Here is a 21687-nt window from a genome sequence, read left to right as displayed (position 1 = left end):
CGACGTCCCCCGTGGTCAGCCACGTGGGGACGTCGCTGTATGAGGGCGCCGCAAGCTGATCGGACCGGCTATGGCATCGTTGGAGCTGTGGTGAGTACGGGAACCGTGCAATCGGGTGCGTCTGTCGGCTTGACTTTCGCCGATCCGGCGTTGGAAAGCAGCGTCATGGCGATCCTCCGGGACGTCGAGACGGTGCTGATCGACTCCGTCGACAGCGCCAACCCGCTGGTGACCGAGGCGGCCCGCCACCTGGTCAACGCGGGTGGCAAGCGGTTCCGGCCGCTGCTGGTCGCGCTCGCCGCGCACTTCGGCGACCCGAGCGCGCGTGAGGTCGTCATGGCGGGCGCGGTGGTCGAGCTGACCCACCTCGCCACGCTCTACCACGACGACGTCATGGACGAGGCGGCCGTGCGCCGCGGCGCGCCCAGCGTCAACTCGCGCTGGGGCAACGCCCTGGCCATCCTCATCGGCGACTACCTGTTCGCCCGCGCCGCCGCCGTCGCCACTGAGCTCGGCCTCGAGGCCGTGAAGATCCAGTCGAGCACGTTCTCCCGCCTGGTCCACGGCCAGGTCGCCGAGACCGCCGGCCCGCTGCAGGGCGAGGACGCGATCTCGCACTACCTGCGGGTCATCTCGCAGAAGACCGGCTCGCTGATCTCCACCAGCGCCCGCTTCGGCGGCATGTTCGGCGGCTGCACCGACGAGCAGGTCGAGGCGCTGGCCACGTTCGCCGAGACCTTCGGCATCGCGTTCCAGCTCTCCGACGACCTGATCGACATCGCCAGCGAGAGCACCCAGTCCGGCAAGACCCCCGGCACCGACCTCCGTGAGGGCGTGCCGACGCTGCCGGTCCTGTACGCGCTCGCCTCCAGCGACGACGACGCCGCCTCGATCCGCCTCCGCGAGATCCTCTCGGCGGGCCCGGTCACCGACGACGCGCTGCACGCGGAGGCCCTGACGCTGCTGCGCGAGTCCGCGGCGCTCAAGCAGGCCCGCGAGACCGTCCGGGGCTACGCCGACCGCGCCCGGGCGTCCCTGGCCCCGTTGCCGCACGTGCCGGCCCGGGCCGCGCTGGAGTCGCTGTGCGACTTCATCGCCGACCGCACCAACTGACGCTTCCCACGGCCGCCGGCTGACCTGTCCAGGTCGGCCGGCGGCCGTCTTTCTGGGGTCTGGTCAGCGGACCGCCGTCTTGTTGCCTGGTCCGTGCCTACCGTTTGAACACACCGTCCCTGCGACCGCCTCGCATCGCCGTGACGCCGCCGCCACGCCGCCAGCGCCCTGTCATCGCTCGCCTCCGCCACTGTCATGGGTGCGACCCATTCGACCCCCAAACCGGTGCGGAACGCCGTCAGCGGCCCTCACAACGGTGTGCAGCACCGGTAGCGACATTGCTCAAAGCGATGTGGCGCTCATACCCCCCTTCGCAACAACTCGCAACGACGTGATGACAGCCAGGAGTGGACGTGCAGGGCACGCCTCACACCTACTCAAGCGAAGGCCATTTACTTACACAGCTAGCGCGTTTCAATATTGAGCAGTACTTACATCACACGGCGTGTCGTGAGCGTGACTGCACACAACCGATGTCCGGAATGGGCCATTCATCGCCATGTGTAGAGCGTTCCGATCCCCTCACCTGGCGTCATAAATGATCAAAGTGTTCCCTGGACCATCTCCAGTTTCATATGGTGTGAATCCAGTTACTGCTGCGGCTGGGGAGGGCGGCGGTGCGGGATCCACAGGCCGAACCCTCGGACCTCATCCGGAGCGTGTCGAGGGCACTACGAGTCTTGGAGGCCGTGGGTCAATCACCACGCGGCCTCACCGTGAAGCAGATCGCCCGGCGATGTGACTTCACGGTCGCTACGACGTACCACCTCGTGCGCACCCTCGCGTACGAGGGCTACGTGATCCGCCGGGAGAACGGCACCTATGTCGTCGGCCTGGAGATCGCCGACCGGTACCGGGAGCTGGTGCTCGCGTTCCGGGGGCCCAGCGCGGTCACCGACCGGTTGCGCCGTGCCGCGGCGGAAACGGGGTACAGCCACTATCTGGGGCGCTTCATCGGCGGCAGGATCGCCGTGACGGCCGCGGCCGAGGGTCCGCGTACCCCGCCGATGGACGAGCTCGTGCCGGGCTACGACGATGCCGCGCACGCGACCGCCCTCGGCAAGGCGCTGCTGGCCACGATGAGCGCGGATCAGCGGTGGCGGTTCCTCAAGGAGTACGGGATGCGTGCGTACACCTCGGCGACCCTGACATCGCCCGAAGCGCTCGACTCGGACCTGGCGGCCGGAGACCGCCGCGGCATGCAGATCGAGATCGGGCAGTTCCGTCAGGGCCTCGCGTGCGCCGCCGTCATGGTGGTCAACGACCGCGACCCGGACCGCCGGGTCGTCCTGGCGTGCGCGCTGCCGCCGGCGGAGCTGATGTCCTCGGCGAAGGTCGTCCGGACGCGGCTGCTCGCGACGGCGCACCACCTGGCGACCGTCCTGGCGGAGTAGCCGGGTACATGACGAAGGGCGCCCCCGGCGGGAGCGCCCTTCTCACACGTACCGGCTCAGACGCCGATGTTGCGCCCGTCCAGGCGCCACGCCACCGCGATGCCCGGCTTGGCGAAGTCGCCGTCGGGCCAGTTCGACGCCGGCTTCTCCACCGACGCGCCGCTGATCTCACCCGGGTGCTGCACCGCCACGAACGCGCTCCTGTTGTCGCCGTGGATCCACGGGCCGCAGGTCTCCGCGCCGTACGGCACCGTCAGGAACTGCTTCAGGTGGCCCTTCTCCGGACCGTCGAGCGGCACCGCGAACAGGCCGTCGTTGGTGCCCAACGCGTTGCCGTCGGTGGCGATCCACAGGTTGCCGGCGCCGTCGAACGCGACGTTGTCCGGGCACGAGATCGGCGACACCTGGGTCTTGTCGAAGCCCATGAAGTACGTCGCCGGATCCTTCGGGTCGCCGCAGACGATCGGGATCGTCCACGTGAACGCGGTGCCGGTGTGGTCGCCGTTGTTCTCGGTGATCTCGAAGATGTGCCCGTGCTTGTTGTTGGTCCGCGGGTTCGCCTCGTCGGCGGGGGCCTTGCCGGCCGGGCCGCGCGCCGTGTTGTTCGTCAATGCGACGTAGATCTTGCCGGTCTTCGGGTTGGGCTCGACGTCCTCGGGCCGGTCCATCTTGGTGGCGCCGACCGCGTCGCCGGCGAGCCGGGTGAAGACCAGCACCTCCTCGACCGACATGCCGGGCACCTGCGACTTGCCGTCCTTGACCAGCGCGACCCACTCGCCGGTGCCGTTGAACGCGCCGTCGGCGGGGAGCTTGCCGCTGCCGTCGATCTCCGCCGCGGACGTGAAGCCGAGCTTCGCCACGTACAGCGAGCCGGACTCCAGCAGCGTCAGGTTGTGCCGGCGGGCGAAGTAGGACTTGCCGCTGTCGAACTTCTTGTCCGACACGAACTTGTACAGGTAGTCGAACCGCTCGTCATCGCCCATGTACGCGACGGCCTTGCCGTTCTTGGCGATGATGACGTTCGCGCCCTCGTGCTTCACCCGGCCGAGCGCGGTGTGCTTGCGCGGGGTCGAGCCCGGCGTGAACGGGTCCACCTCGACGACCCAGCCGAAGCGGTGCGCCTCGTTGGGGTTCTTCGTCAGGTCGAAGCGCGCGTCCGCCCGGTCCCACTTGCGGCTGCCGGACGGGTACCGGTTGACCGTGTCGATGCCGTACCGGTTGAACCGGGTCTTCGCCGGCTCGACGGCCGTCTCCGCGCCGACGAAGTACTGGTTGAAGTTCTCCTCGCCGGACAGGATCGTGCCCCAGGGCGTCACACCGCCGGCGCAGTTGTTGAGCGTGCCGATGACGTCACGACCGGACGGGTCGGCCGCGGTCTTCAGCAGGTCGCTGCCGGCGGCCGGGCCGGTGACCTTGAAGTGCGTCGACAGGGCGGTGATGCGGCGGTTGTACCGGCGCCAGCCGCGGGTCACCGGCGTCCAACGGCCCGTGTCGCCGACCCGCTCCAGCTCCACCACCGACATGCCGTGCGCGGCCATCGCGGTGCGCAGCTGCTCGACGGAGAGCCCGTCGATGCCCGGGAAGTTCGGGAACATCAGGTCTTCGTTGGTGTACTCGTGGTTGCACACGAGCAGCGCCCGCTCGCCGCGGCGGTCCAGCGGCAGCACGGCGACGAAGTCGTTGTTGTAGCCGAACTGCTTCGACTGCGCCTCGGCGGACTGCTTCGCGATGTTGAACCGCGGCGCGCCGGGCACGACCTCGTCGCCCCACCGGATGACGACGGCGTGGTCGTAGCCGTTGGGCACCACGATCCCGTCGACCTGGTTGGGTGTGACGGCCTTGAACGTCAGCTGCGACGGCTCGGCGCTCTTCGCCGCGTACGTGTCGACCTCCGGCACGACGACGTCGGGCTCGCCGGCCTCCCCGGCCGGCGACGCGAACGCCGGCGTCCCCGCCGCGATCCCCGTGCCCGCCAGCCCCAGCACGATCGCGCCGGCCCGCATGACCCCGCGGCGCGACACCGCGTTCATCTCGTCGGTGAAATACGGGTTGTCCGACTGGTTCGGCACCGGGTGCTCGCAGGCGTTGCCGCAGCGGTACAGGCAGGTCATGCGATCACGGCCGCCGTGCGTCACATTGGCCGCGCCGATGAACGGTAACGGCCGGCGGGGGTTATCCGACATTCCTGGCTCCTGATCTGATCTGCGACGGGGACGATCGGCACCCTAGGGATGTCGGGTGAATGACATGTGACGCCGCCTTGAACCACTGTGCGTATTAGTGCGTAGAAGCCAGTGGAAGGGATGCGGATAGTGCCAAAGCGTGAGTACAGACGATGCTGACCTGCTGCTGAAGGCGCTCCACCAGGAGCACGGAGATGCGCTGTTCGCCCACGCGCTGCGACTGACCGGCGGCGACCGTCAACGGGCCGAGGACCTCGTGCAGGAGACCCTCCTGCGGGCCTGGCAACACCCGGAGGCGCTCGACCCGGCGCGCGGCTCGGTGCGGGCCTGGCTCTTCACCACCGCTCGGAACCTGGCCATCGACGCGTGGCGGCGACGCTCCGCGCGGGTCGGCGAGGTCTTCACCGACCAGCTGCCGGAGTCCCCGGTCGCGGTCGACGAGACCGAGCGCGCGGTGGAGTCCTGGGTCTTGGCGGAGGCGCTGACCCGGCTTTCCCGACCGCACCGCGAGGTCCTGGTGGAGTGCTTCTACCAGGGACGCTCGGTCGCCGAGGCGGCCGAACGGCTCGGCGTGCCCGCGGGCACCGTCAAGTCGCGGACCTACTACGCACTGCGTTCGCTGAAGGTCGTTCTGGAGGAGTTGGGGGTGAGCAATGAGGTGTGAACACCTCCATGACTCAGCTGTCTACGTCTTGGGTGCGCTGTCGCCGCCGGAGCGTGAGGCATATGAGCGGCACCTCGCGGACTGCGCGCAGTGCCGGGCGGAGGTGGCGGAGTTCGGCGAGCTGCCGGCGCTGCTCGGCAAGCTGGACCCGGACGTCGCGCAGGCCATGACGGCGCCGTCCTGGGCCGGCCCGTCGGCGGTGCCCGCCACCGCATCCTGGGCCGGGCCCTCCATGGCCTCGCAGCCCAGGGTGCTCGACCGGGCGCGGGTCGGCCGGCGCACCGATCGGCGCCGCCGCCGCTGGCAGCACGCCGGGACCGCGCTGGTGGCCGCCTGCCTGGGCGTCCTCGCCGTCATCGGGGTGCGCGCCGCCGGCGTCGGGCAGCCCGAGTTCGTCGCCATGCAGGAGGTCGCGGCCTCGGTACCGGTCACCGCCAGCCTGGCCCTGGAAGACGAGTCCGACGGCACCCTCGTGCGGATGCGGTGCGCGTACAAGCCGTCCGCCGACGGGCACGGCAAGTGGACGTACAAGCTCTACGTGGTGCCGGAGCACGGCGAGCCCGAGGAGCTCGACGCCTGGACCGCCGGCGCCGGCGACGAGTACCAGCTCAAGGCGCACAGCCGCTACCAGCGCGGCGACATCCGGAAGCTCGAGATCCGCAAGAGCGACGGCACGCCGCTGCTCGTCCTCGACGCCTGAGATCCCCCGTCTGACTCACACCGGCTGGGCGGTCGCAGTCTCCTCGACGGCGGCCGCCTTCTCCGCTCTGCGGTGCCGGCTGTGCCGGATCGCGTCCCAGGTGAAGATCGCCAACGCGCACCAGACGATGACGAACCCCGCCAGCCGCACCGGCGGCATCGGCTCGTGGAACGCCAGCACGCCCAGCAGCAGCTGCAACGTCGGCGTCAGGTACTGCAGGATCCCGAGCCCGGACAGCGGCACCCGGTTCGCCGCCTCGGCGAACAACAGCAACGGCACCGCCGTCAGCAGGCCACTGCCGGCCAGCATCACCGTGTGCCAGGCCGACACCGTGCCGAACGTCCCCTCGCCGCGCTCCGTCAGCCACGCGAGGAACCCGAGCGCCGGCAGCGTCAGCACCGCCGACTCCATGAACAGCCCTTCGCCGGCCGGCAGCCCGAGGCGCTTCTTGATCAGGCTGTAGGTGCCGAACGACCCGGCGAGCGTCAACGCGATCCACGGCAGCCGCCCGTAGTCGACGCTCAACACGACCACGGCGATTGTGCCGACCCCGAGCGCGACCCACTGCAGGCGGCGCAGCCGCTCCCGCAGCACCAGCACGCCCAGCAGGATCACGAACAGCGGGTTGATGAAGTACCCGAGCGACGCCTCGACCACCCGGTCCGTGTCGACGGCGAAGATGTAGACACCCCAGTTGACCGCGATGAACACCGCCGCCACGGAGATCCCGGCCAGCCGTTTCGCGTCCTTGAACAGCGCTTTGAGCGTCTGCCACCGCGCCAGTACGGTCAGCAGCACCGCCACCGAGACCAGCGACCACACGATCCGGTGCGCGAGGACCTCCACCGCCCCCGCCGGCCGCAGCGCGCGGAAGTACAGCGGGAACACGCCCCACATGATGTTGGCGGACAATGCGGACAAATACCCTCGGCGCTGCGGTTCCACGCTGTCCACCGTAAGGGGCGGTCGGCCAACCGCCCCTCACCGGGTCGGCTAGCGGTAGTACTGCTGGCGGTACTGCGGCGGAGGCTCCCGGCGCCGGTCGCGGTTGCGGTCCTTGTCGCCGCCGTCCGGGATGACGAGGTTGATGATCCAGCTGACCACACCGATGAACAACGCCCCGAGCACCGCCGTCGGCCAGAACTCGTCGACGTGGAACGCCAGGTCCAACTGCCCGGCGATCCAGCTCGTGAGCATGAGCAACAGCCCGTTGACCACCAACGAGACGAGGCCCAGCGTCAGCAGGTACGCCCAGCACCCGATGGTCTTGATGATCGGCCGCAACACCGCATTCACGATCCCGAAGATCGCGGCGACGACGATCACCGTGAGCACCTTGCGCCCGGTCGTCCCCTCAACAGTGATGCCACTGATCACCAGCGTGGCCAGCCAAACCGTGAACGCACTCACGGCGAGCCGGATGAGGATTCCCATGGCCGTGATCGTGCCACGCCCCTCCCACCCCGCATACCCCCACGCCTCACCGCGACCTCACCCTTTGCTCACTTTGCTCACTTTCCGCCCGCCGCCTGGACGCCTGCGGCGCAGCCGTCGGTGCTGCGGTCCTGGCCAAGGCCCCCGAGCGCCCGGGCGTGGGGCGGTCGGGGCCGCCGGCAAGCTGAAGTTGGACCAGGGTGGAGACGGGCTGGTCCGATGGGCGGTGCCCGGTGGGACACGGGTTGGTCAGGCGGGCGGGCGTACCGGTGAGTTCGAGTTCGACTCGCCGGGTGGCCGACCAGATCGGTCCTGGCCAGGTCGGCGACGGGCGGGCCAGCGGATAACAACGCGCGCGTGGGTCGGCCGTGCGGCGGACAGGCGGCTGCTGCGGTCGACGGTCCCGACGGGGCGTGGGTTGGTCAGTGGCAGGTCCGCCGGTCAGTCGCGACCCGACCGCGGCGGCGGACGGGCGATGACCAGGGACGGCACAGCGGGAGCGCTGGTGGTCTGTGGGTGCGGGTGCTGGTCGGTTGGGGCTCGGTCGGGTCGGGACAGGTGGGTCCAGCGGGCGGTGCGGCGGTTGATCACGAGGCTGAGCAGCTTCGGCGTGGTCCGGGTCGGCCGCGGTGCCGACGCCGTCAGGCCGGCCGTGGGCAGGTCGACGGGCGCGGGTGCTGGTCGGTTGGAGATCGATCGGGGTTGGCGACTGAGGGCGGCGGGCGGCGCGGCGGCTGGCCACAAGGCCGAGCAGCTCTGGGCGGTCGGAGATCGGCCGTGGCTGCCGACGCCGTCAGGTTGGGCGTGAGGGGGTCAGTGGGCGGGTCCGTCGGTCAGCTGCAGCCCGGCCGTGGCGGCGGACAGGCGGTTGCAACCGGCGACACCATTGAGGGCTTGGGGGGTCAGCGGGCGCGGGTGCTGGCTGGTTGGAGATCGATCGGGGTTGGGGACCGGGAGCCGGCGGGGGTGTGGCAGTTCATCGCGGTGCCGAGCAGCTCTTGCGGTCCGGTTTGGCCACGGTGCCGGCGCGGTCAGCTCGGGTGTGGGGTGGTCGGTGGGCGGAGTGCTGGTCGGTTGGGCAGATGGTGTCTGGGACAGCTGGGTCCGGCGGGCGGTGCGGTGGCTGGCCACGAGGCTCAGCAGCTCCAGGACGGTCCGGGTCGGTCACGGTGCCGACGCCCCCAGCTCGAGCGTGGCGTGGCCAGTGGGCGAGGGCGCCGGTCAGTTGGGGTTCGGTCGGAGTCCGGGCAGGTAGGTCCAGCGCGTGGTGTGGTGGCTGCTCGCTGGGCCGAGCAGCTCTAGCGGTCCGGGTCAGCCACGGTGTCGGCGCTGTCAGGTTGGGTGTCGGGTGGTCAGCGGGCGGGGCCGCCGGTCGGTTGGGGCTCGGTCGAGGTCGGGGATGCCCGGGTCCAGCGGGCGGTGCGGTGGCTGGCCACGAGGCTCAGCAGCTCCAGGACGGTCCGGGTCGGTCACGGTGCCGACGCCCCCAGCTCGTGCGTGGCGTGGTCAGCGGGCGGGGGCGTCAATCGGTCAAATTGAGCGTCGGGTGGTCAGCGGGCGGGGCCGCCGGTCAGTTGGAGCTCGATCGGGGTCGGGGACAGGTGGGTCCAGCGGACGGTGCGGCGGCTGACCACGAGGCCGAGCAGCTCTGGGGCGATCCGGGTCAGCCACGATGCCGACTCCGTCAGGCCGAGCGCGGCCGTGGCGATCGGGGCCTCCGCCGGGGTCAGCGCCTGCAGCAGGACCAGGTCGGCGCGGGTCAGTTGGTCGGTGTCGGCCGGGGTGAGGTCGTCGCGGAGGACGAGGGTGGCCCGCCACGCCGACTCCGAGGTCGGGCCGGGTGGGTGGCTGCCGCCGTCGGGCGGGCCCGTGTCGAGCACCAGCAGCTGCGGTGCGGCGGAGGTCGGGGCGGGCAGGTCGGCGGGCTGGCCGGCCGGCCGCAGGCTGATCGGCGTGCCGCTGAGGCCGCTCAGGAACGGCGACCACGCGTCGGGCCGGGTCGACTGGACGGCGACGTGGGCGCCGACGGCGAGGGCGCGCAGCGTCAGCAGCGCGGCGCAGCGCAGGCCGCCGATCAGGACGGCGCGGGTCGGCTCGGCGCGGAACAGGCGGACCACCACCGGGGTGCCGTGCCGGTTGACGCCGAGCATCAGGCCGTCGCCGCCGATGGACGGGGTCAGCGCGGCGAGGTCGGCGGTGGTCACCCGGGCGGCGGCGCCGCCGTCCGGGCTGAGGTCGTCTCGGCCCGTGAGCAGGCCGGCGAGCGCCGCGGCGTCGGGCGGGGCGCCGCCACCCAACGGCAGCGTGGCGGCGAGGGCGTCGAGCTGCGCGCCGCCGAGGCGGACGAACTCGGCGCCGGCGGCCGCGGCCAGCCGGTGCAGCGCCGCGGTCGCCTGGTCGAGCGCGGCCGGGGCGGGTGCGGCGAGGCGGACGGTCAGCTCGGCGTGGCAGGTGGCATCGCCGCCGGTGGTGGTCAGGGCGACCGTCACGGCGGAGCACGGCAGCGTCAGCAGCCGGTCGGCGAGCGGACCGTCCCTCGGCCGGCGGCGCAACCTGAACACCGCCTGCGCCGCACCGCCCACCTCCAGGCTCCTGCCCGAAGCGCGGACCGGCCGGTCGGTGCGGTGCCCGGCCGCCTCGTCCAGCGTGGCCAGCGCCGACGCCGCCGAGAGCGGGCGCGCCGCCAGCCCGGCCCGGCCGAGCTGGCGGCAGGCGCGGCGGACCGCGGCGACGAGGCTGCGCTCCAGGTCCTCTGGCTGGAAACCGCCCGCCCGGCGGATCCGCACGGTCAGCAGGGCCTGCCGGCGGGCCGGGACCTGGCCGTCGGTGAGCTGCCGGTAGGACACGGCCGGCGGCGTCGCACCGGTGCCCGGGTCGGCGGCGGCGATCGCGCCGACCAGCAGCTGAACCCGTGCCTGCGGCAGGCCCGGGGCGGGTGAGGGCAGCAGCGTGCTCGGCGGCGGGACCGGCGGCGGGGCGTCGCCGAGCAGGTCGGCCGGGTCGCCGACCCGGATCACCGCGGCCAGCCCGTCGGCGTCCTGCAGCACCCCGACGTCGACCCCGTCGATGTCGACCGATGCCATGACCGCGCCGGGCCGGACCGCCTCCAGCAGCGCCGCCCCGGTGGGCGCCCCGGACGCCCGACGGCGCAGCCGGAGCGGCACCGCGGGCACCGCGAACGGCACCGCGACCAGCGCCCATCCCGGATGCACCGCCCACGCCAGGACCAGCAATGCCAGCGCGACCTGCGCCAGCACCAAACGCGATCTCATATCGCCCCCCGCCTATGCGATCCGGGGAATATCGTAGAGCGCCGGTACGACAGTTTCGGAGGGACCGCATGGCGTCGCGGCAGGACCAGCTGCATTCGTACCAGTTCACGGTCCAGCGGGTCGTCGCCGCGTTGGTCATGCGCGAGACCGACCCGCTGAGATCGCCATTTCGGCGCGTTGCAGGCGCGACGCTGGTCGGAATGCTGCTCGCGGCGCTCGGCATCGGGGGCGCGGCAGCATATGCGGTGATCGTCCCTGGGACTTCTGGCAAATGGCGCAACGAAAACGCAGTGATCGTCGAAAAAGAGTCCGGCGCGCTATTCGTGTACCGCGAACAACGCCTCCATCCGGTCCTCAATCAAGCATCCGCCCTGCTCATCCTGAACCGGCCCGGCGCGCAGACGGTGTCGGTCGGCAGGAAGGCCCTCGCCGGGGCCCCGCGAGGCGCGACACTGGGCATTCCGGGCGCACCCGCGAGCCTGCCGACCGCGCGGACCCTCCACCGCGCGCCATGGGTGGTGTGCGCGAGCAGCACCGAGTCCACGCTGTTCATCGGCGGTCAGGCCGGCGGCGGCGGTGCCCCGCTCGGCGACCGCGGCCTGCTCGTCACCGGCCCCAGCAAGGCCATCTACCTGCTGTTCCACGGCCGCAAGCACCTCATCCGCCAGCCCGGCGCGGTGCTGCCGGCCCTCGTCTGGTCCGGCCGGCCGCAAACGGCCGTCGCGCAGGCGCTGCTGCACGCGGTCCCGTCCGGCCAGGACCTGGTCACCCCGCCTGTCGCCGACCGCGGCCGCAAGGTCGACGGCCGGACCGTCGGCCAGCTCTTCGGCGTCCGGAGCGGGGACCGGGTCGACGCGTTCGTGCTGACCGGCGACGGGCTCGCGACCGTCACGCCGCTGCAGGCCGCGCTGCTGCTCGCCGCGCCGGAGACCGCCACCGTGCAGGGCCGCGCCGAGCTGCTGCCGCTCACCCCCGGCGAGCTCGCCGCGCTGGTCCGGGACCGTCCGGTCCGCCCGCTCGTGGCCGGTGCGGGCCTGCCCGCCGCGGTCCCGGAGCTTCTCGACAGTGTTTCCGGCGTCGCGTGTACGACCAGCGAAGCCACCCTCACGACCGGCAACGTGCTGCCCGAGGCGCCCGGTGCCCTGCGCACGACCTCGTCCTCGCCGGCGGGCACCGTCCTGGCCGACAAGATCGTGGTGGCACCGGGGGGCGGGGCGCTGGTGCGTACCGACACCGGCAATCTCACCCTCGTGACGGACCTCGGACGCCGGCACGCCCTCCCGGTCGCCGGGGTCCTGTCCGGCCTCGGCTACCAGGGCGTGGAGCCGGTCACGGTGCCGGGCGAGTTCGTCGGCCTGCTGCCGGTCGGACCCGCGCTGGACCCCGAGCAGGCGCTCAGTAGTTGGTGAGGACCAGGTCGGAGCTGGCCCGCGCGGCTGAGCGCAGGTTGATGTCGCGGCGGGTCGCCATCGTCGTCGCCGTGAAGCCGGCGTAGATGCGGCGTGTCGCCTCGGTGTCGCTGTTGGTCATCGTGATCAGCACCCCGCGACCGGTGGCGTCGCGCATCGCGGCGGCGAGCCGCTCATGATCGGCGTCGCGGAACTGCCCGGCCGTATACCGCTTGAAGTCCGCGAACCCGCCCTCCGGCAGATACGGCGGGTCGAGAAACACCCAGTCGCCGGCGGCCGCCTCACGCAACGGCTCCTCGAAGTCGCAGCGGCGCAGCTCCACCCCGGAAAGCGCGGCCGAGGCCGCCAGCAGGGTTTCCCGGCGATAGTACGGCCGGTCATAGGCACCGTACGGAGCGTTGAACGCACCCCGCCGGTTGACCCGCCACAGCCCACGGAACGCGGTCTTGTTGAGGTAGATGACCCGCGCGGCCCGCTCGACGTCGCTCAGCCCGGCCGGATCCTGCGCGCGCACCTCGGTGAACCGCTCCACGGTGTTGGGCATCGCGTCGAGCAGCGCCATGACCGCCTCGGGCTGCGCGGCAACCGCCCGGAAACAGGCGACGAGCTCCGGATTCGCGTCGGACAGCACGGCCTTCACCGGCCGCAGCTCGAAGAACACCGCGGCGCTGCCCATGAAGGGCTCCCAATACCGCCCCGTGAACGGCGGTGCCGCCGCCACGAGCTGCGCCGCATACCGGCTCTTGCCACCGGCCCACTTGATGAACGACCGGCCATCCGCCACGCGGTACATCGTAAAGGAAGGGCGAAATGCCGGAAGTTATCCACAGAAATAATCACGTCTGGTTGCCGATCGGTGACTGCCGATACCGTCGTCGGGTCCGCGAGACGAGAGACGGGGTGAGCACCGTGGCACAGACGACCCAGGCGCAGCAGGCCGAGCTGCGTTCGGCGGCGGCACGGTTCGAGCAGGTCAACGGCGAGCTGCAGCGCATGCTGAGCACGCTGATGCGCGAGCTGGAGGCGACGAGGACCGGCTGGCAGGGCGCGGGCGGCCGGTCCTTCGACACGGTCAGGCACGCGTGGAACCGCGACCAGGAGACGCTCAACAAGAACCTGCTGGAAACGGCCGAGGGGCTCCGCTCCGCCGGCCGCAACTACCAGGTCACCGACACCGACGCCGACGCCCGCTTCAGGGGCATCGGCACCCGGCAACTGCCGCTCTGAGCGCACGGAGGCATTCATGGACGACACACTGGTGGTCAATTTCGCCGCCATGGATCACGCCGGCCAGTCCATCCAGAGCGCGCTCAACACGCTCAATGCGCGGCTGGACGAGGTCACCCAGCTTGGCCGGCGGCTGACGGCGGGATGGCAGGGGGAGTCGCGGGAGGCGTACGCGGCCCGCCAGGCCAACTGGGAGCGCGCCGGCGCCGACCTGGCCGCGACGCTGCGGGAGATCAAGGTCGCGCTCGACGAGTCGATGCGGCGCTACCTGGAGACGGAGCAACGCAACAGGCACCTGTTCCCGCAGCGCTGAGCAGGTCCGACGGCCCGGTCCGAGGCAGGTGCGCGGACCGGGCCCTCGGCCTGCCCGCGTGGTGACAGGGCCTTTCCGGCGGTGGTGGCGCTGCTCGCCGGAGTGGGCGGCGGTGCTTGCCGGTGGGGGCGGCGCTGCTTGCCGGTGTGGGCGGCGCTGCTCGGCGGAGTGGGCGGCGTGACGAACCTGTTGGCGCGGCGTGTCCGGCGCGCAGGCGGTCCGGCGTGGTCTGCGGCGGTGCCGGTGCTGATCGGCGCCGGCCGTCGAATACGGCGGCGGTGCCGGTGCTGATCAGCGCCGGCGGTCGAATGCGGCGGCGGTGCGGTCCTCTGGTGCCCGGGGCGTCGGCAGCCGGCGGAGGCCGGGGCGCCAGCCGCGCCGCCGTCCCCGCGGCACCACGACCGCGATCAGCAGCATCAGCGCCGCCAGCCCGACCCCGGCAGCAGCGAGCAGCAGCGTGCGGTCCTCGGCGGCGCCCTTCGCGGCCGCCTGCGGGTCCCCGGCGAGCGGGGCAAGCGCCTGCCCGGTCCGCTGCGGCTGCCCGCCGGTCTCCTCCGTCAGCGCCCGGTAGGGGTTGAGCACCCCTGCGCCGAAGCCCGGGCCGGCGGCTCCACCGTCGGCGGTCGCGGCGAGCCGGGCCGCGACCTGCGCTGCTGTCATCTCCGGCCGGTACTGGCGCAGCAGGGCCGCGGCGGCGGCGACGTACGGGGCTGCGAAGCTCGTGCCCTCCACCGTGGTGAGCCCCTGCGGTGTGGCCGTTGTCACGATGCGGCCGCCCGGGGCGACGAGGTCGACGTAGGGGCCGGTCTGTGAGCCGGGCAGCCGCTGCCCGTCCGGGCCGACGGCGCCGACGCCGATGACCCCCTCGTACGCGGCGGGGAACGGCGTCCGGTTCCCCTCCGCGAACCGGTTACCAGCCGCGGCGACCAGGACCACGTCGTGCGCCACGGCGAAGCGGACCGCCTCCCGCACGTCGGCGCTGTCCTGGTACGACACCAGCGACAGGTTGATCACGCCCGCGCCGCGCTCCACGGCCGCCCTGATCGCCGCCGCGACGCCCGCCGGGGTGCCGCGCCGGCCGGCGGTCGTGCCGTCCTCGAGCTCGACCAGCTCACTGACCCGCAGCGCCAGGATCGTCGCGCCCGGTGCCAGGCCGTGCAGCGGCGAGCCCGGGACCGGCCGGGCGGCGATGATGCCCGCCACCCCGGTGCCGTGCCCGACGCAGTCGACCAGCGAGCCGCCGCCGTCGAGCTGATCGGGGCCCGCCCGCACCACGCCCTGCAGCTGGGGATGCCGGGCGTCGACCCCCGAGTCGATGACGGCGACCGTCACGCCCCGGCCATCGGCGAGCGGGGTGAGTTTGCGATGGTCGTACACCTGCGAAGGCCACGGCACACCGGTCGGTGCCGGCGCGGGCGGGTGAATCGGTGCCGGGCAGGACGCCGGAGCCTGCGCGCGGGCCGCCGGAGATGCGACGGCGAAGCCGGCAAGGCAGCATGAAACAGTCAAAACAGCCAGTCTGCTGCGACGAGGCATGCGCAGATCGTAGTGGTTGCGGCCCCGGACGGTGACGCTCGTGGGACAGGCCTGGGTTCTGGGGCGGTTGGATCGCTATGCTGGCCGGAGCGCTTGCCGGGTCGCACCCCTCGGATTGCCGTGGCCGTATAGGTTAAGTTTCGCGAGCGCGGCGGTTCCGAGCCCGACAGAGGGGGTGGCCGTGAGCGAGTGGGAGCCGGCCACCGAGGCCGAGGGCGCCATGCGTGACGCCCTGCGTGCCAACGATCAGGAGCAGTATTTCCGCATCCTGGCCCGCACGGACATCATGCTGCCCATCGCACCCGAGGGCGTGCAGAGCGGCGACTCCGGCTGGGGCACCTGGACCACCGAGGGCCGCACGCACGTGCTGGCGTTCACGTCGCCCGAGGCGCTGCGCGAGTGCCTCGCCGGGCATCCGGGCACGCACCGGCGGGTGCCGTTCCGCGATCTCGCCGGCATCTGGCCGAATGTCGAGTGGTGGCTCGCCGTCAACCCAGGCCTGCCGATCGAGGGCTACCTGCCGTCGTGGTTCGTGACCCAGATCAGCCGCGGCGACGTCCGACTGCCGGGTCGCACCCTCGGCGCCCGCGCCAGGATCGAGCAGGCGTCCGGCTCACGCGCCAGGGCGACCGCGCAGGTCCCGGTCCGCGGCGTGCCCAACCAGCCCGCGCCGACGCCGATCGAGCGCCAGCGGATGAAGGCCGAGTCGGCCTCGCAGTCCGCCGCCGCGCCGCCGTCGCCGACGTCCGGGCCGCCGTCGCCGACCTCCGCGCCACCGTCGTCGGGCTTCCTGCAGACCGGCCAGCCTGGGCAGCGTGCGGGTCAGGGGTTCGAGCCGGGCGTTCGGCCGGGTGGCGGAGCTCCCGGGTTCGAGCCCCGGCCCGGGGCGGCTGGGTTTGAGCCCGGCGGGCGTCCGGGTGCTGGAGCGCCCGGGTTCGGGGCGGGGCGTGCGCCGTCGGTGCCTGCTGGACATCCCGGGCCTTCGGGGCTGTCCGGACCTGCTGGACCTTCCGGGCCCGCTGGACCTTCTGGACTTTCCGGGCCAGCTGGACATGCCGGGCTGTCCGGACCTTCTGGGCTGTCGGGGCCACCGCCGAAGCGGGAAGTGCCGCCGCCTGACGTGGCGCCGCCCGGGGCGTTCCTGCCGACCCGGGCCGACCGCCCGATCAACTACGAGCGCACGACCGGCGCCGCCGGCCAGGAGCGGCCCGTCGACTTCCGCCGTCCCAGGTCCGCGCCCGCCGCGCCGGCCCGGCCGGGGCTCTTCGACGACTCGGATCGCAGTTCGCTGGAGGTGCCGGGCGAGCGCGAACTGTTCGGTGACCTCAAGCCCGACCCGCCCAGCCGCGCGCCGGGCTGGTCACCGGGTGCCGACACCCGTCCCGTCCCGCCGCCCAAGCCTGCCGTCGGCCCGTCCGGCCTGCCGATGCGCCCGACCTCGCCCGCCCCGGGCTCGCCCGACGTGCCCGGCGGTCCTGGCGGGTCGTCCGGTTTGCCGGGCCGTCCGGCCGGCGTCGACCCGGGCCGCGGTGCCGACCCGGGCCGCTCCGGCGCGGACTTCGGTTCGTCCGGGCTGCCGATGCGTCCCACGTCGCCGGCGCCGGGTTCGGGCCTGCCCTCGCGCCCGACGTCGCCCGCGCCTGGCTCCGGCCTGCCCTCGCGTCCGGCGTCGACCGGCAGCGGGCTGCCCTCCCGCGGCGGCGACGGCTCTGAGCAGGGGGACCGCGAGGGTGACCCGCGGCGGTACTGGCCTCGCCGCGAACCCGCACGCAGCCTCGGTGAGATCTTCACCGAGCACGCCGACCCGGTGATCCCGGCGGCGTGGCAGCCGCCGCCGAACCTGCCGCTGTCCACCGCTCCGCCGCTGCCGACCAGGCAGCCCGGTGAGCGCCCCGACGTCGCCTTCCGCCCCGTCGAGGGTGGCGCCCTGCCGTCGCGTCCTGCCCCGGGTGAGGGTGGGGCGCTGCCGTCCCGTCCGGGTCTCGGCGAAGGCGGCGGTCTGTCGTCGCGGTCCGGCTTCGGTGAGAGTGGTCTGCCGTCGCGGCCGGGTGCCGGTGAGAGTGGCCTGCCGTCGCGGCCAGGTGGCGGCGAGAGCGGCCTGCCGTCGCGGCCAGGTGGCGGCGAGAGCGGCCTGCCGTCGCGGCCAGGTGGCGGTGAGAGTGGTCTGTCGTCGCGGCCGGCCGGTGGTGAGGGCGGGGGACTGCCTTCGCGGCCCGGGTTCGGGGAGCAGGGGGCGCGGCCCGGGGAGCCTGGTGCGTTGCCTGGGCGGCCGAGCAGCCTTCCCGGCCGGCCGAGCAGCCTGCCGGCGCGCACGCGGCCCGCTGACCCGTTGCCGCAGCGCGGTGAGGTGGCGGACGCCGGTGTCCTGCCGGCCCGGCCCGGCCTGGTCGACCCCGGTGCGTTCGCGCCCGGCAACCCCGGTCCCGGCACTTCCGGTCCTGGTGCGCCCGGCTTCGGTGCGTCCGGTCCCGGTGGTGCGGGTGCTGGTGCGCCCGAGTTCGGCGCGGGTTCTGGTGAGCCGGGTGCGTTCCCCGGTCAGGGCGGGGCATCGCAGGGTGGTGCCCGCGAAGGCGGGTTCCTGCAGCCGGGGGCCGGTGGTCCGGGGCGGGCACAGGCTGAGCCGCCGTTGCCGTTCGATCGGCCGGTGTTCGACAGGCCTGGGTTCAGCCGGTTGGACATCGAGGCGCCCGAGGTTGACGAGCCGCCCGCGGCTTCGGTCGAGGCGCCGGTCGGTGAGCCCGGGTCGCTGTTCGGGCCGGTCAAGGGGCGGGCCAAGGCCGCTGGGTTCGGGCGGGTCTCGGACCTGGACGACCATCCGTTCTTCGCCGACGCCGAGCCGTCCGGGGCCGAGGGTCCCGGCCGGTCGTTCGGGTGGGCTGACCGTGGTCAGTCCTCGCCGGAGCAGCCGTCGTGGGGGCCGGGCGCGTTCGAGCAGACCAACCGCGACCAGGCCCGGGACATCGCCGCGCAGCAGGCCGCTCAGGAGCAGGCCGCGGAGGAGGCGCGCGCGCAGGCCGCCCGGGAGCAGGCGGCGGCACAGGCCCGGGAGCAGGCCGCGCGGGAGCAGGCCGCCCAGGCGGCCCGCGAGCAGGAGGCCCGGGAGCAGGCCGCGCGCGAAGAGGCCCGCAGGCTCGCGGAGCAGGAAGCCGCCCGGGAGCTGGCCGCCCAGGAGTCCCGTGAGCTGGCCGCCCAGGAAGCGGCGCGGGAAGCTGCCCGGGAGCAGGCGGCGCAGGAGGCCCGGGAGTTGGCCGCCCAGGAAGCGGCCCGGGAGCTCGCCGCGCAGCAGGCCGCCGACGAACTCGCGGCCCGGGAGATGGCCCGGGAGATCGCCGCCCAGGTGGCCCGCGAGCACGACGCCCGCGAGCAGGCGGCCCGCGAGCTCGCCGACCAACAGAGCCGTGAGCAGGCGGCCCGCGAACTGGCCGATCAGGAGAGCCGCGAGCGGGCGGCCCGCGAGCTCGCCGACCAGGAGAGCCGCGAGCAGGCGGCCCGGGATCTTGCCGCTCAGGAGGACCAAGCCGGCACCGCGACGCAGTCAGCGTTCGACGCGTGGCGGCCGTCCGATGCCTCGACCGGCCTCGACCTCGCCGCCGAGCTGCGGGCGATCGAGGAGCGCGCCGCCCAGGCGAGGGCGGCCGAGGAGCTCGCGGCCCGGGAGCTGGCCGAGCAGCTGCGCGCCATCGAGGAGCGGGTCGCCAAGTCCAGCGCCGTCGAAGGGTTCCGCGCCCGCCTCACCGAAGACGTCCGTCTGACCGACGACGCGCGTCTCACCGAAGACGTCCGCCTCACCGAAGACCCGCAGCACACCGGCGAGCCCTCGACAGGTGCGCGCGAAGACTCCGAGCGCACGCAGGCGATCGGCCGCCCCGCCGACCTCGACGCCCCGGTGTCGTTCTTCGGCGCCGGCCCGTCCAGCGCCGGTGAAGGCATGAGCTCCACCGGTACAGCTGCCGCGAACACGACCGGAACGTCGCCTTCCGCGGACGTCAGGTCCTTCTTCGAGACGGTCTACGAGCCCGAGGTCGTCGACGAGCCGCCGGTCCGCCTGCACGACGAGATCGTCGACGCGGAGGTCGTGGCGGCCGCGACGGTGCCGGTGAAGTCGGCGGCGGCGCAGGCGCGCGACTTCCGTCCGGCGAACACCGTCGAGCAGGACCTGTTCGAGGCGGTCCAGGCCAACAGCACGGACCGGTTCCTCTCGACGATGCTGTTGGCGAAGATCCTGGTGCCCAGCTGGTCGGGTGACGGGCCGATCGACCCGGCGAAGTGGCGCACCGAGCACATGAACGGGCTGCCGCACCTGGTGGTGTTCACCTCGGCGGAGCGGATGGCGGACCGGCTGGGCGCGGACGCGCTGGGCAGCTGGATCAAGTTCACGCGGCTGATCCGCAACTGGCCGCCGGGGGACCAGCTGGCGTTCGCGGTCAACCCGGACTCGCCGATCGGCGCGGTGCTGCCGGGCACGGAGGTCGTGCAGCTCGCGACCTGGGCCGCCGAGCTGGGGCTCGGTGTGGACGAGCCGGAGCCGGTCGCCGCGGCGAAGCCCACCGCGCAGCAGCCGCGGCCGGCGTTCGAGCCGCAGGCGTCCAGCGGGCCGCTGCTGATGCAGAAGCCGATCTCGCCCGAGCAGCTGTCCTACTACCTGGAACGCGGCTACGACCGGGTGTCGGGGTTCGTGCACCGGGCCGGCGAGGTCGCCCACCTGCGCACGCCCGAGCAGCTCTACCAGGCGCTGGGCCTGGGGTACGCGGGCTCGTCGTTCAAGCCCGACGCCGAGGAGGCGTACGTGCTGCGCTGGAAGGCGTACCGCGGCGACCTGTACCGGATCCCGTACGGCGGACCGCACGAGGCGGCGATGCGCGCGATGGAGGGCTGGGTCATCGAGCGCGCGCCGTTCCGCGGCAACGGGTTCGCGCCGAGCGAGACCAGCGACGTGATCGCCGAGTTCAAGGTGGACAGTGCGCGACTGCCGCACCACGCGGAGCTGTGGCGGCTGCGCCGCGACGGGCACCAGGAGCTGATCGCCCGCCTCGACGCCGACGGACCGGCGTGGCGGAAGGGCAACGACCTGTGATCCGCGACGGTTACGCGGCCCGCTGGCAGGGCGCGGAGTACGAGGCCAGCCCCGACGGCGACAACGTGCGCCTGTACCGGCCCGACCCGAGCGACGGCTTCGACGAGGTGCGGCCCGGCAGGTTCCGGCGGGTCGTGCCGCTGAGCGAGGTCGACTTCGCGTACGTGCGCACCACCTGCTTCTGGCGCGACGAGCCGTTCATCGTGCTGGGCGAGCACGACGGGTGGCTGCGGGTCGAGTACACGGGCGGCAAGGCGACCGTCGCCGCCGAGCTGGGCCTGGAGGAGTTCGACTACGGCGTGTACCAGGGCTGGGCGCCCCGGGCCGACGTCAGCGAGCTGCGGGAGTACCGCGTCTAACCCGTCTTGATCCAGCGCAGGATCTCGCCGGTGATCAGTTCCGGCTGCTCCAGGTGCGGGAAGTGGCCGACGCCGGGCAGCAGGCGCCACTCGTACTCGGCCTGGGCGTACCGGCCGGAGCCCTGCGCGGTGCGCGGCAGGACGGCGGTGTCCTGCGCGCCGTGCAGCTGCAGCGTGGGCGCCAGGATCGGCCGTTGCAGCTGCTTGACGAAGCGGTACCCCTGCAGCCGCAGCGCCGACCGGGCGGCCCAGCGGTAGGTCTCCAGCGCGCAGAAGGCGGCCTGCGGGATCCGCATCGCCTCGCGGCAGCAGCGCTCGTATGCGCGGTACTCGTCGGTGCCCACCCACGCCGGCCCGCCCCACATCGCCAGGTACTCCCCGACGAGCGCGGCGTTGTTCCTGGTCAGCACGTGCTCGAAGCGGGGCAGCTGGAACTTCAGCACCGGCCGGGCGGCGATGAGCTGGCCGCGGGGGTCGGTGGCCAGGGCCGCGCGCAGCCGCAGTGGGTGCGCCGCGCCGAGCACCACCAGGCGCCGCACCTGCTTCGGGTGGAACGCCGCGGTCGCCCAGCCGATCATGCCGCCGTACCCGGCGCCGACGAGATACGCGGTGCGCTCGCCGAGCGCCCGGATCAGGCCGGCGACGTCGCCCGCCATCGTGTACCCATCGTAACCGCGTGGTGGCTTGTCGCTGGCGCCGTAGCCGCGCAGGTCGACGGCGACGGCGCGGAAGCCGGCGTCGGCGATCGCGGTGAGCTGGTGGTGCCACGCGTACCAGAACTCGGGGAAGCCGTGCAGGAACAGCACCAGCGGCCCGGTGCCGGCCTCCACGACGTGGAACCTCGTGCCGTTGGCGCTGACGAACCGGTGCGACCACGGCCCGTCGATCATCACGCACGTGTCGTCCACCGCGGGGTTCATGTCGCTCAGCGTAGGGCCCCGCGGCCAAGATCTCTGCCAGGCGACCGGCTGTGATCCGCGACGCCGAGGGTTCTGTGCAGGGGGCCGTC

General features: G+C 73.0%; 15 protein-coding genes and 1 pseudogene. 9 read left to right on the top strand and 7 right to left on the bottom strand.

Going from position 1 to position 21687, the window contains the following annotated elements:
- The first annotated feature begins 39 nt into the window (after window positions 1–39).
- Window positions 40–1113, top strand: a complete 1074-nt coding sequence (locus OP18_RS34345) for a polyprenyl synthetase family protein (RefSeq protein WP_081971356.1) — start codon at window positions 40–42, stop codon at window positions 1111–1113.
- A gap of 617 nt (window positions 1114–1730) precedes the next feature.
- Window positions 1731–2507, top strand: a complete 777-nt coding sequence (locus tag OP18_RS34340) for an IclR family transcriptional regulator (protein ID WP_033363251.1) — start codon at window positions 1731–1733, stop codon at window positions 2505–2507.
- A gap of 56 nt (window positions 2508–2563) precedes the next feature.
- Here OP18_RS34340 and OP18_RS34335 read toward each other — a convergent pair whose 3' ends face one another.
- The gene (locus OP18_RS34335; RefSeq protein ID WP_033363250.1) at window positions 2564–4690 is read right to left on the bottom strand and encodes a PhoX family protein; all 2127 of its coding nucleotides are present in this window, start codon (window positions 4688–4690) and stop codon (window positions 2564–2566) included.
- A gap of 139 nt (window positions 4691–4829) precedes the next feature.
- Between OP18_RS34335 and OP18_RS34330 the strand changes: the two genes are divergently transcribed.
- Both OP18_RS34330 and OP18_RS53485 read left to right on the top strand, forming a co-directional pair.
- A complete protein-coding gene (locus tag OP18_RS34330) occupies window positions 4830–5354 on the top strand; it encodes a sigma-70 family RNA polymerase sigma factor (RefSeq protein WP_081971355.1) in 525 nt (174 codons plus the stop codon).
- Window positions 5355–5382: 28 nt separating this feature from the next.
- Complete coding sequence (locus tag OP18_RS53485; protein WP_052387744.1) at window positions 5383–6054, top strand: anti-sigma factor; 672 nt, start codon at window positions 5383–5385, stop codon at window positions 6052–6054.
- 15 nt (window positions 6055–6069) lie between these two features.
- Here OP18_RS53485 and rarD read toward each other — a convergent pair whose 3' ends face one another.
- The 3 genes and pseudogenes from rarD to OP18_RS34310 form a co-directional block, all read right to left on the bottom strand.
- On the bottom strand, window positions 6070–6999 hold the full coding sequence (gene rarD, locus OP18_RS34320; RefSeq protein ID WP_033363349.1) for an EamA family transporter RarD: 930 nt from the start codon (window positions 6997–6999) through the stop codon (window positions 6070–6072).
- 129 nt (window positions 7000–7128) lie between these two features.
- A pseudogene (locus OP18_RS34315) lies at window positions 7129–7488 on the bottom strand (phage holin family protein); the annotation flags it as partial.
- 1550 nt (window positions 7489–9038) lie between these two features.
- A complete protein-coding gene (locus tag OP18_RS34310) occupies window positions 9039–10760 on the bottom strand; it encodes a hypothetical protein (RefSeq protein WP_033363249.1) in 1722 nt (573 codons plus the stop codon).
- On the opposite strand from OP18_RS34310, the gene eccB reads away from it, so the two are divergent.
- Complete coding sequence (gene eccB / locus OP18_RS34305) at window positions 10721–12169, top strand: type VII secretion protein EccB (RefSeq protein ID WP_425388677.1); 1449 nt, start codon at window positions 10721–10723, stop codon at window positions 12167–12169. The two genes, OP18_RS34310 and eccB, sit on opposite strands and share 40 nt — an antisense overlap.
- On the opposite strand, the gene OP18_RS34300 is transcribed toward eccB, so the two are convergent.
- Window positions 12156–12953 carry a DNA adenine methylase gene (locus tag OP18_RS34300; RefSeq protein ID WP_211273759.1) on the bottom strand — a complete coding sequence of 266 codons (798 nt, stop codon included), beginning with the start codon at window positions 12951–12953 and terminating at the stop codon, window positions 12156–12158. The genes eccB and OP18_RS34300 overlap by 14 nt on opposite strands.
- Before the next feature lie 125 nt (window positions 12954–13078).
- Between OP18_RS34300 and OP18_RS34295 the strand changes: the two genes are divergently transcribed.
- On the top strand, window positions 13079–13396 hold the full coding sequence (locus OP18_RS34295) for a WXG100 family type VII secretion target (RefSeq protein WP_052387756.1): 318 nt from the start codon (window positions 13079–13081) through the stop codon (window positions 13394–13396).
- 16 nt (window positions 13397–13412) lie between these two features.
- Entirely contained in the window at window positions 13413–13709 is a 297-nt protein-coding gene (locus tag OP18_RS34290) for a WXG100 family type VII secretion target (protein WP_033363245.1), read from the top strand.
- Between the two features lie 291 nt (window positions 13710–14000).
- On the opposite strand, the gene mycP is transcribed toward OP18_RS34290, so the two are convergent.
- Entirely contained in the window at window positions 14001–15245 is a 1245-nt protein-coding gene (gene mycP, locus OP18_RS34285) for a type VII secretion-associated serine protease mycosin (protein ID WP_081971352.1), read from the bottom strand.
- A gap of 181 nt (window positions 15246–15426) precedes the next feature.
- Between mycP and OP18_RS59905 the strand changes: the two genes are divergently transcribed.
- Both OP18_RS59905 and OP18_RS34270 read left to right on the top strand, forming a co-directional pair.
- Window positions 15427–20319, top strand: a complete 4893-nt coding sequence (locus OP18_RS59905; protein ID WP_211273758.1) for an SseB family protein — start codon at window positions 15427–15429, stop codon at window positions 20317–20319.
- Window positions 20316–20678: a hypothetical protein gene (locus OP18_RS34270; RefSeq protein WP_033363244.1), complete on the top strand. Its 363-nt coding sequence runs from the start codon at window positions 20316–20318 to the stop codon at window positions 20676–20678. The genes OP18_RS59905 and OP18_RS34270 overlap by 4 nt, the downstream gene beginning before the upstream one ends.
- Here OP18_RS34270 and OP18_RS34265 read toward each other — a convergent pair.
- Entirely contained in the window at window positions 20675–21598 is a 924-nt protein-coding gene (locus OP18_RS34265) for an alpha/beta fold hydrolase (RefSeq protein WP_033363243.1), read from the bottom strand. The genes OP18_RS34270 and OP18_RS34265 overlap by 4 nt on opposite strands.
- Window positions 21599–21687 lie beyond the last annotated feature (89 nt).

Origin of the sequence: Dactylosporangium aurantiacum (assembly GCF_000716715.1) — a bacterium.
Classification (GTDB): Bacteria; Actinomycetota; Actinomycetes; order Mycobacteriales; family Micromonosporaceae; genus Dactylosporangium; species Dactylosporangium aurantiacum.
The sequence above is the reverse complement of the archived record's forward strand: the minus strand, read 5'-3'. Positions and strand labels throughout refer to the sequence as shown.

What these genes read in the sequence shown, in the direction of transcription:
- OP18_RS34345 (WP_081971356.1), top strand. Translation starts at nt 40, where the DNA reads ATGAGGGCGCCGCAAGCTGATCGGACCGGCTATGGCATCGTTGGAGCT.
- OP18_RS34335 (WP_033363250.1), bottom strand. Translation starts at nt 4,690, where the DNA reads ATGTCGGATAACCCCCGCCGGCCGTTACCGTTCATCGGCGCGGCCAAT.
- eccB (WP_425388677.1), top strand. Translation starts at nt 10,721, where the DNA reads ATGCCAGCGCGACCTGCGCCAGCACCAAACGCGATCTCATATCGCCCC.
- OP18_RS34310 (WP_033363249.1), bottom strand. Translation starts at nt 10,760, where the DNA reads ATGAGATCGCGTTTGGTGCTGGCGCAGGTCGCGCTGGCATTGCTGGTC.
- OP18_RS34290 (WP_033363245.1), top strand. Translation starts at nt 13,413, where the DNA reads ATGGACGACACACTGGTGGTCAATTTCGCCGCCATGGATCACGCCGGC.
- mycP (WP_081971352.1), bottom strand. Translation starts at nt 15,245, where the DNA reads ATGCCTCGTCGCAGCAGACTGGCTGTTTTGACTGTTTCATGCTGCCTT.
- OP18_RS34265 (WP_033363243.1), bottom strand. Translation starts at nt 21,598, where the DNA reads ATGAACCCCGCGGTGGACGACACGTGCGTGATGATCGACGGGCCGTGG.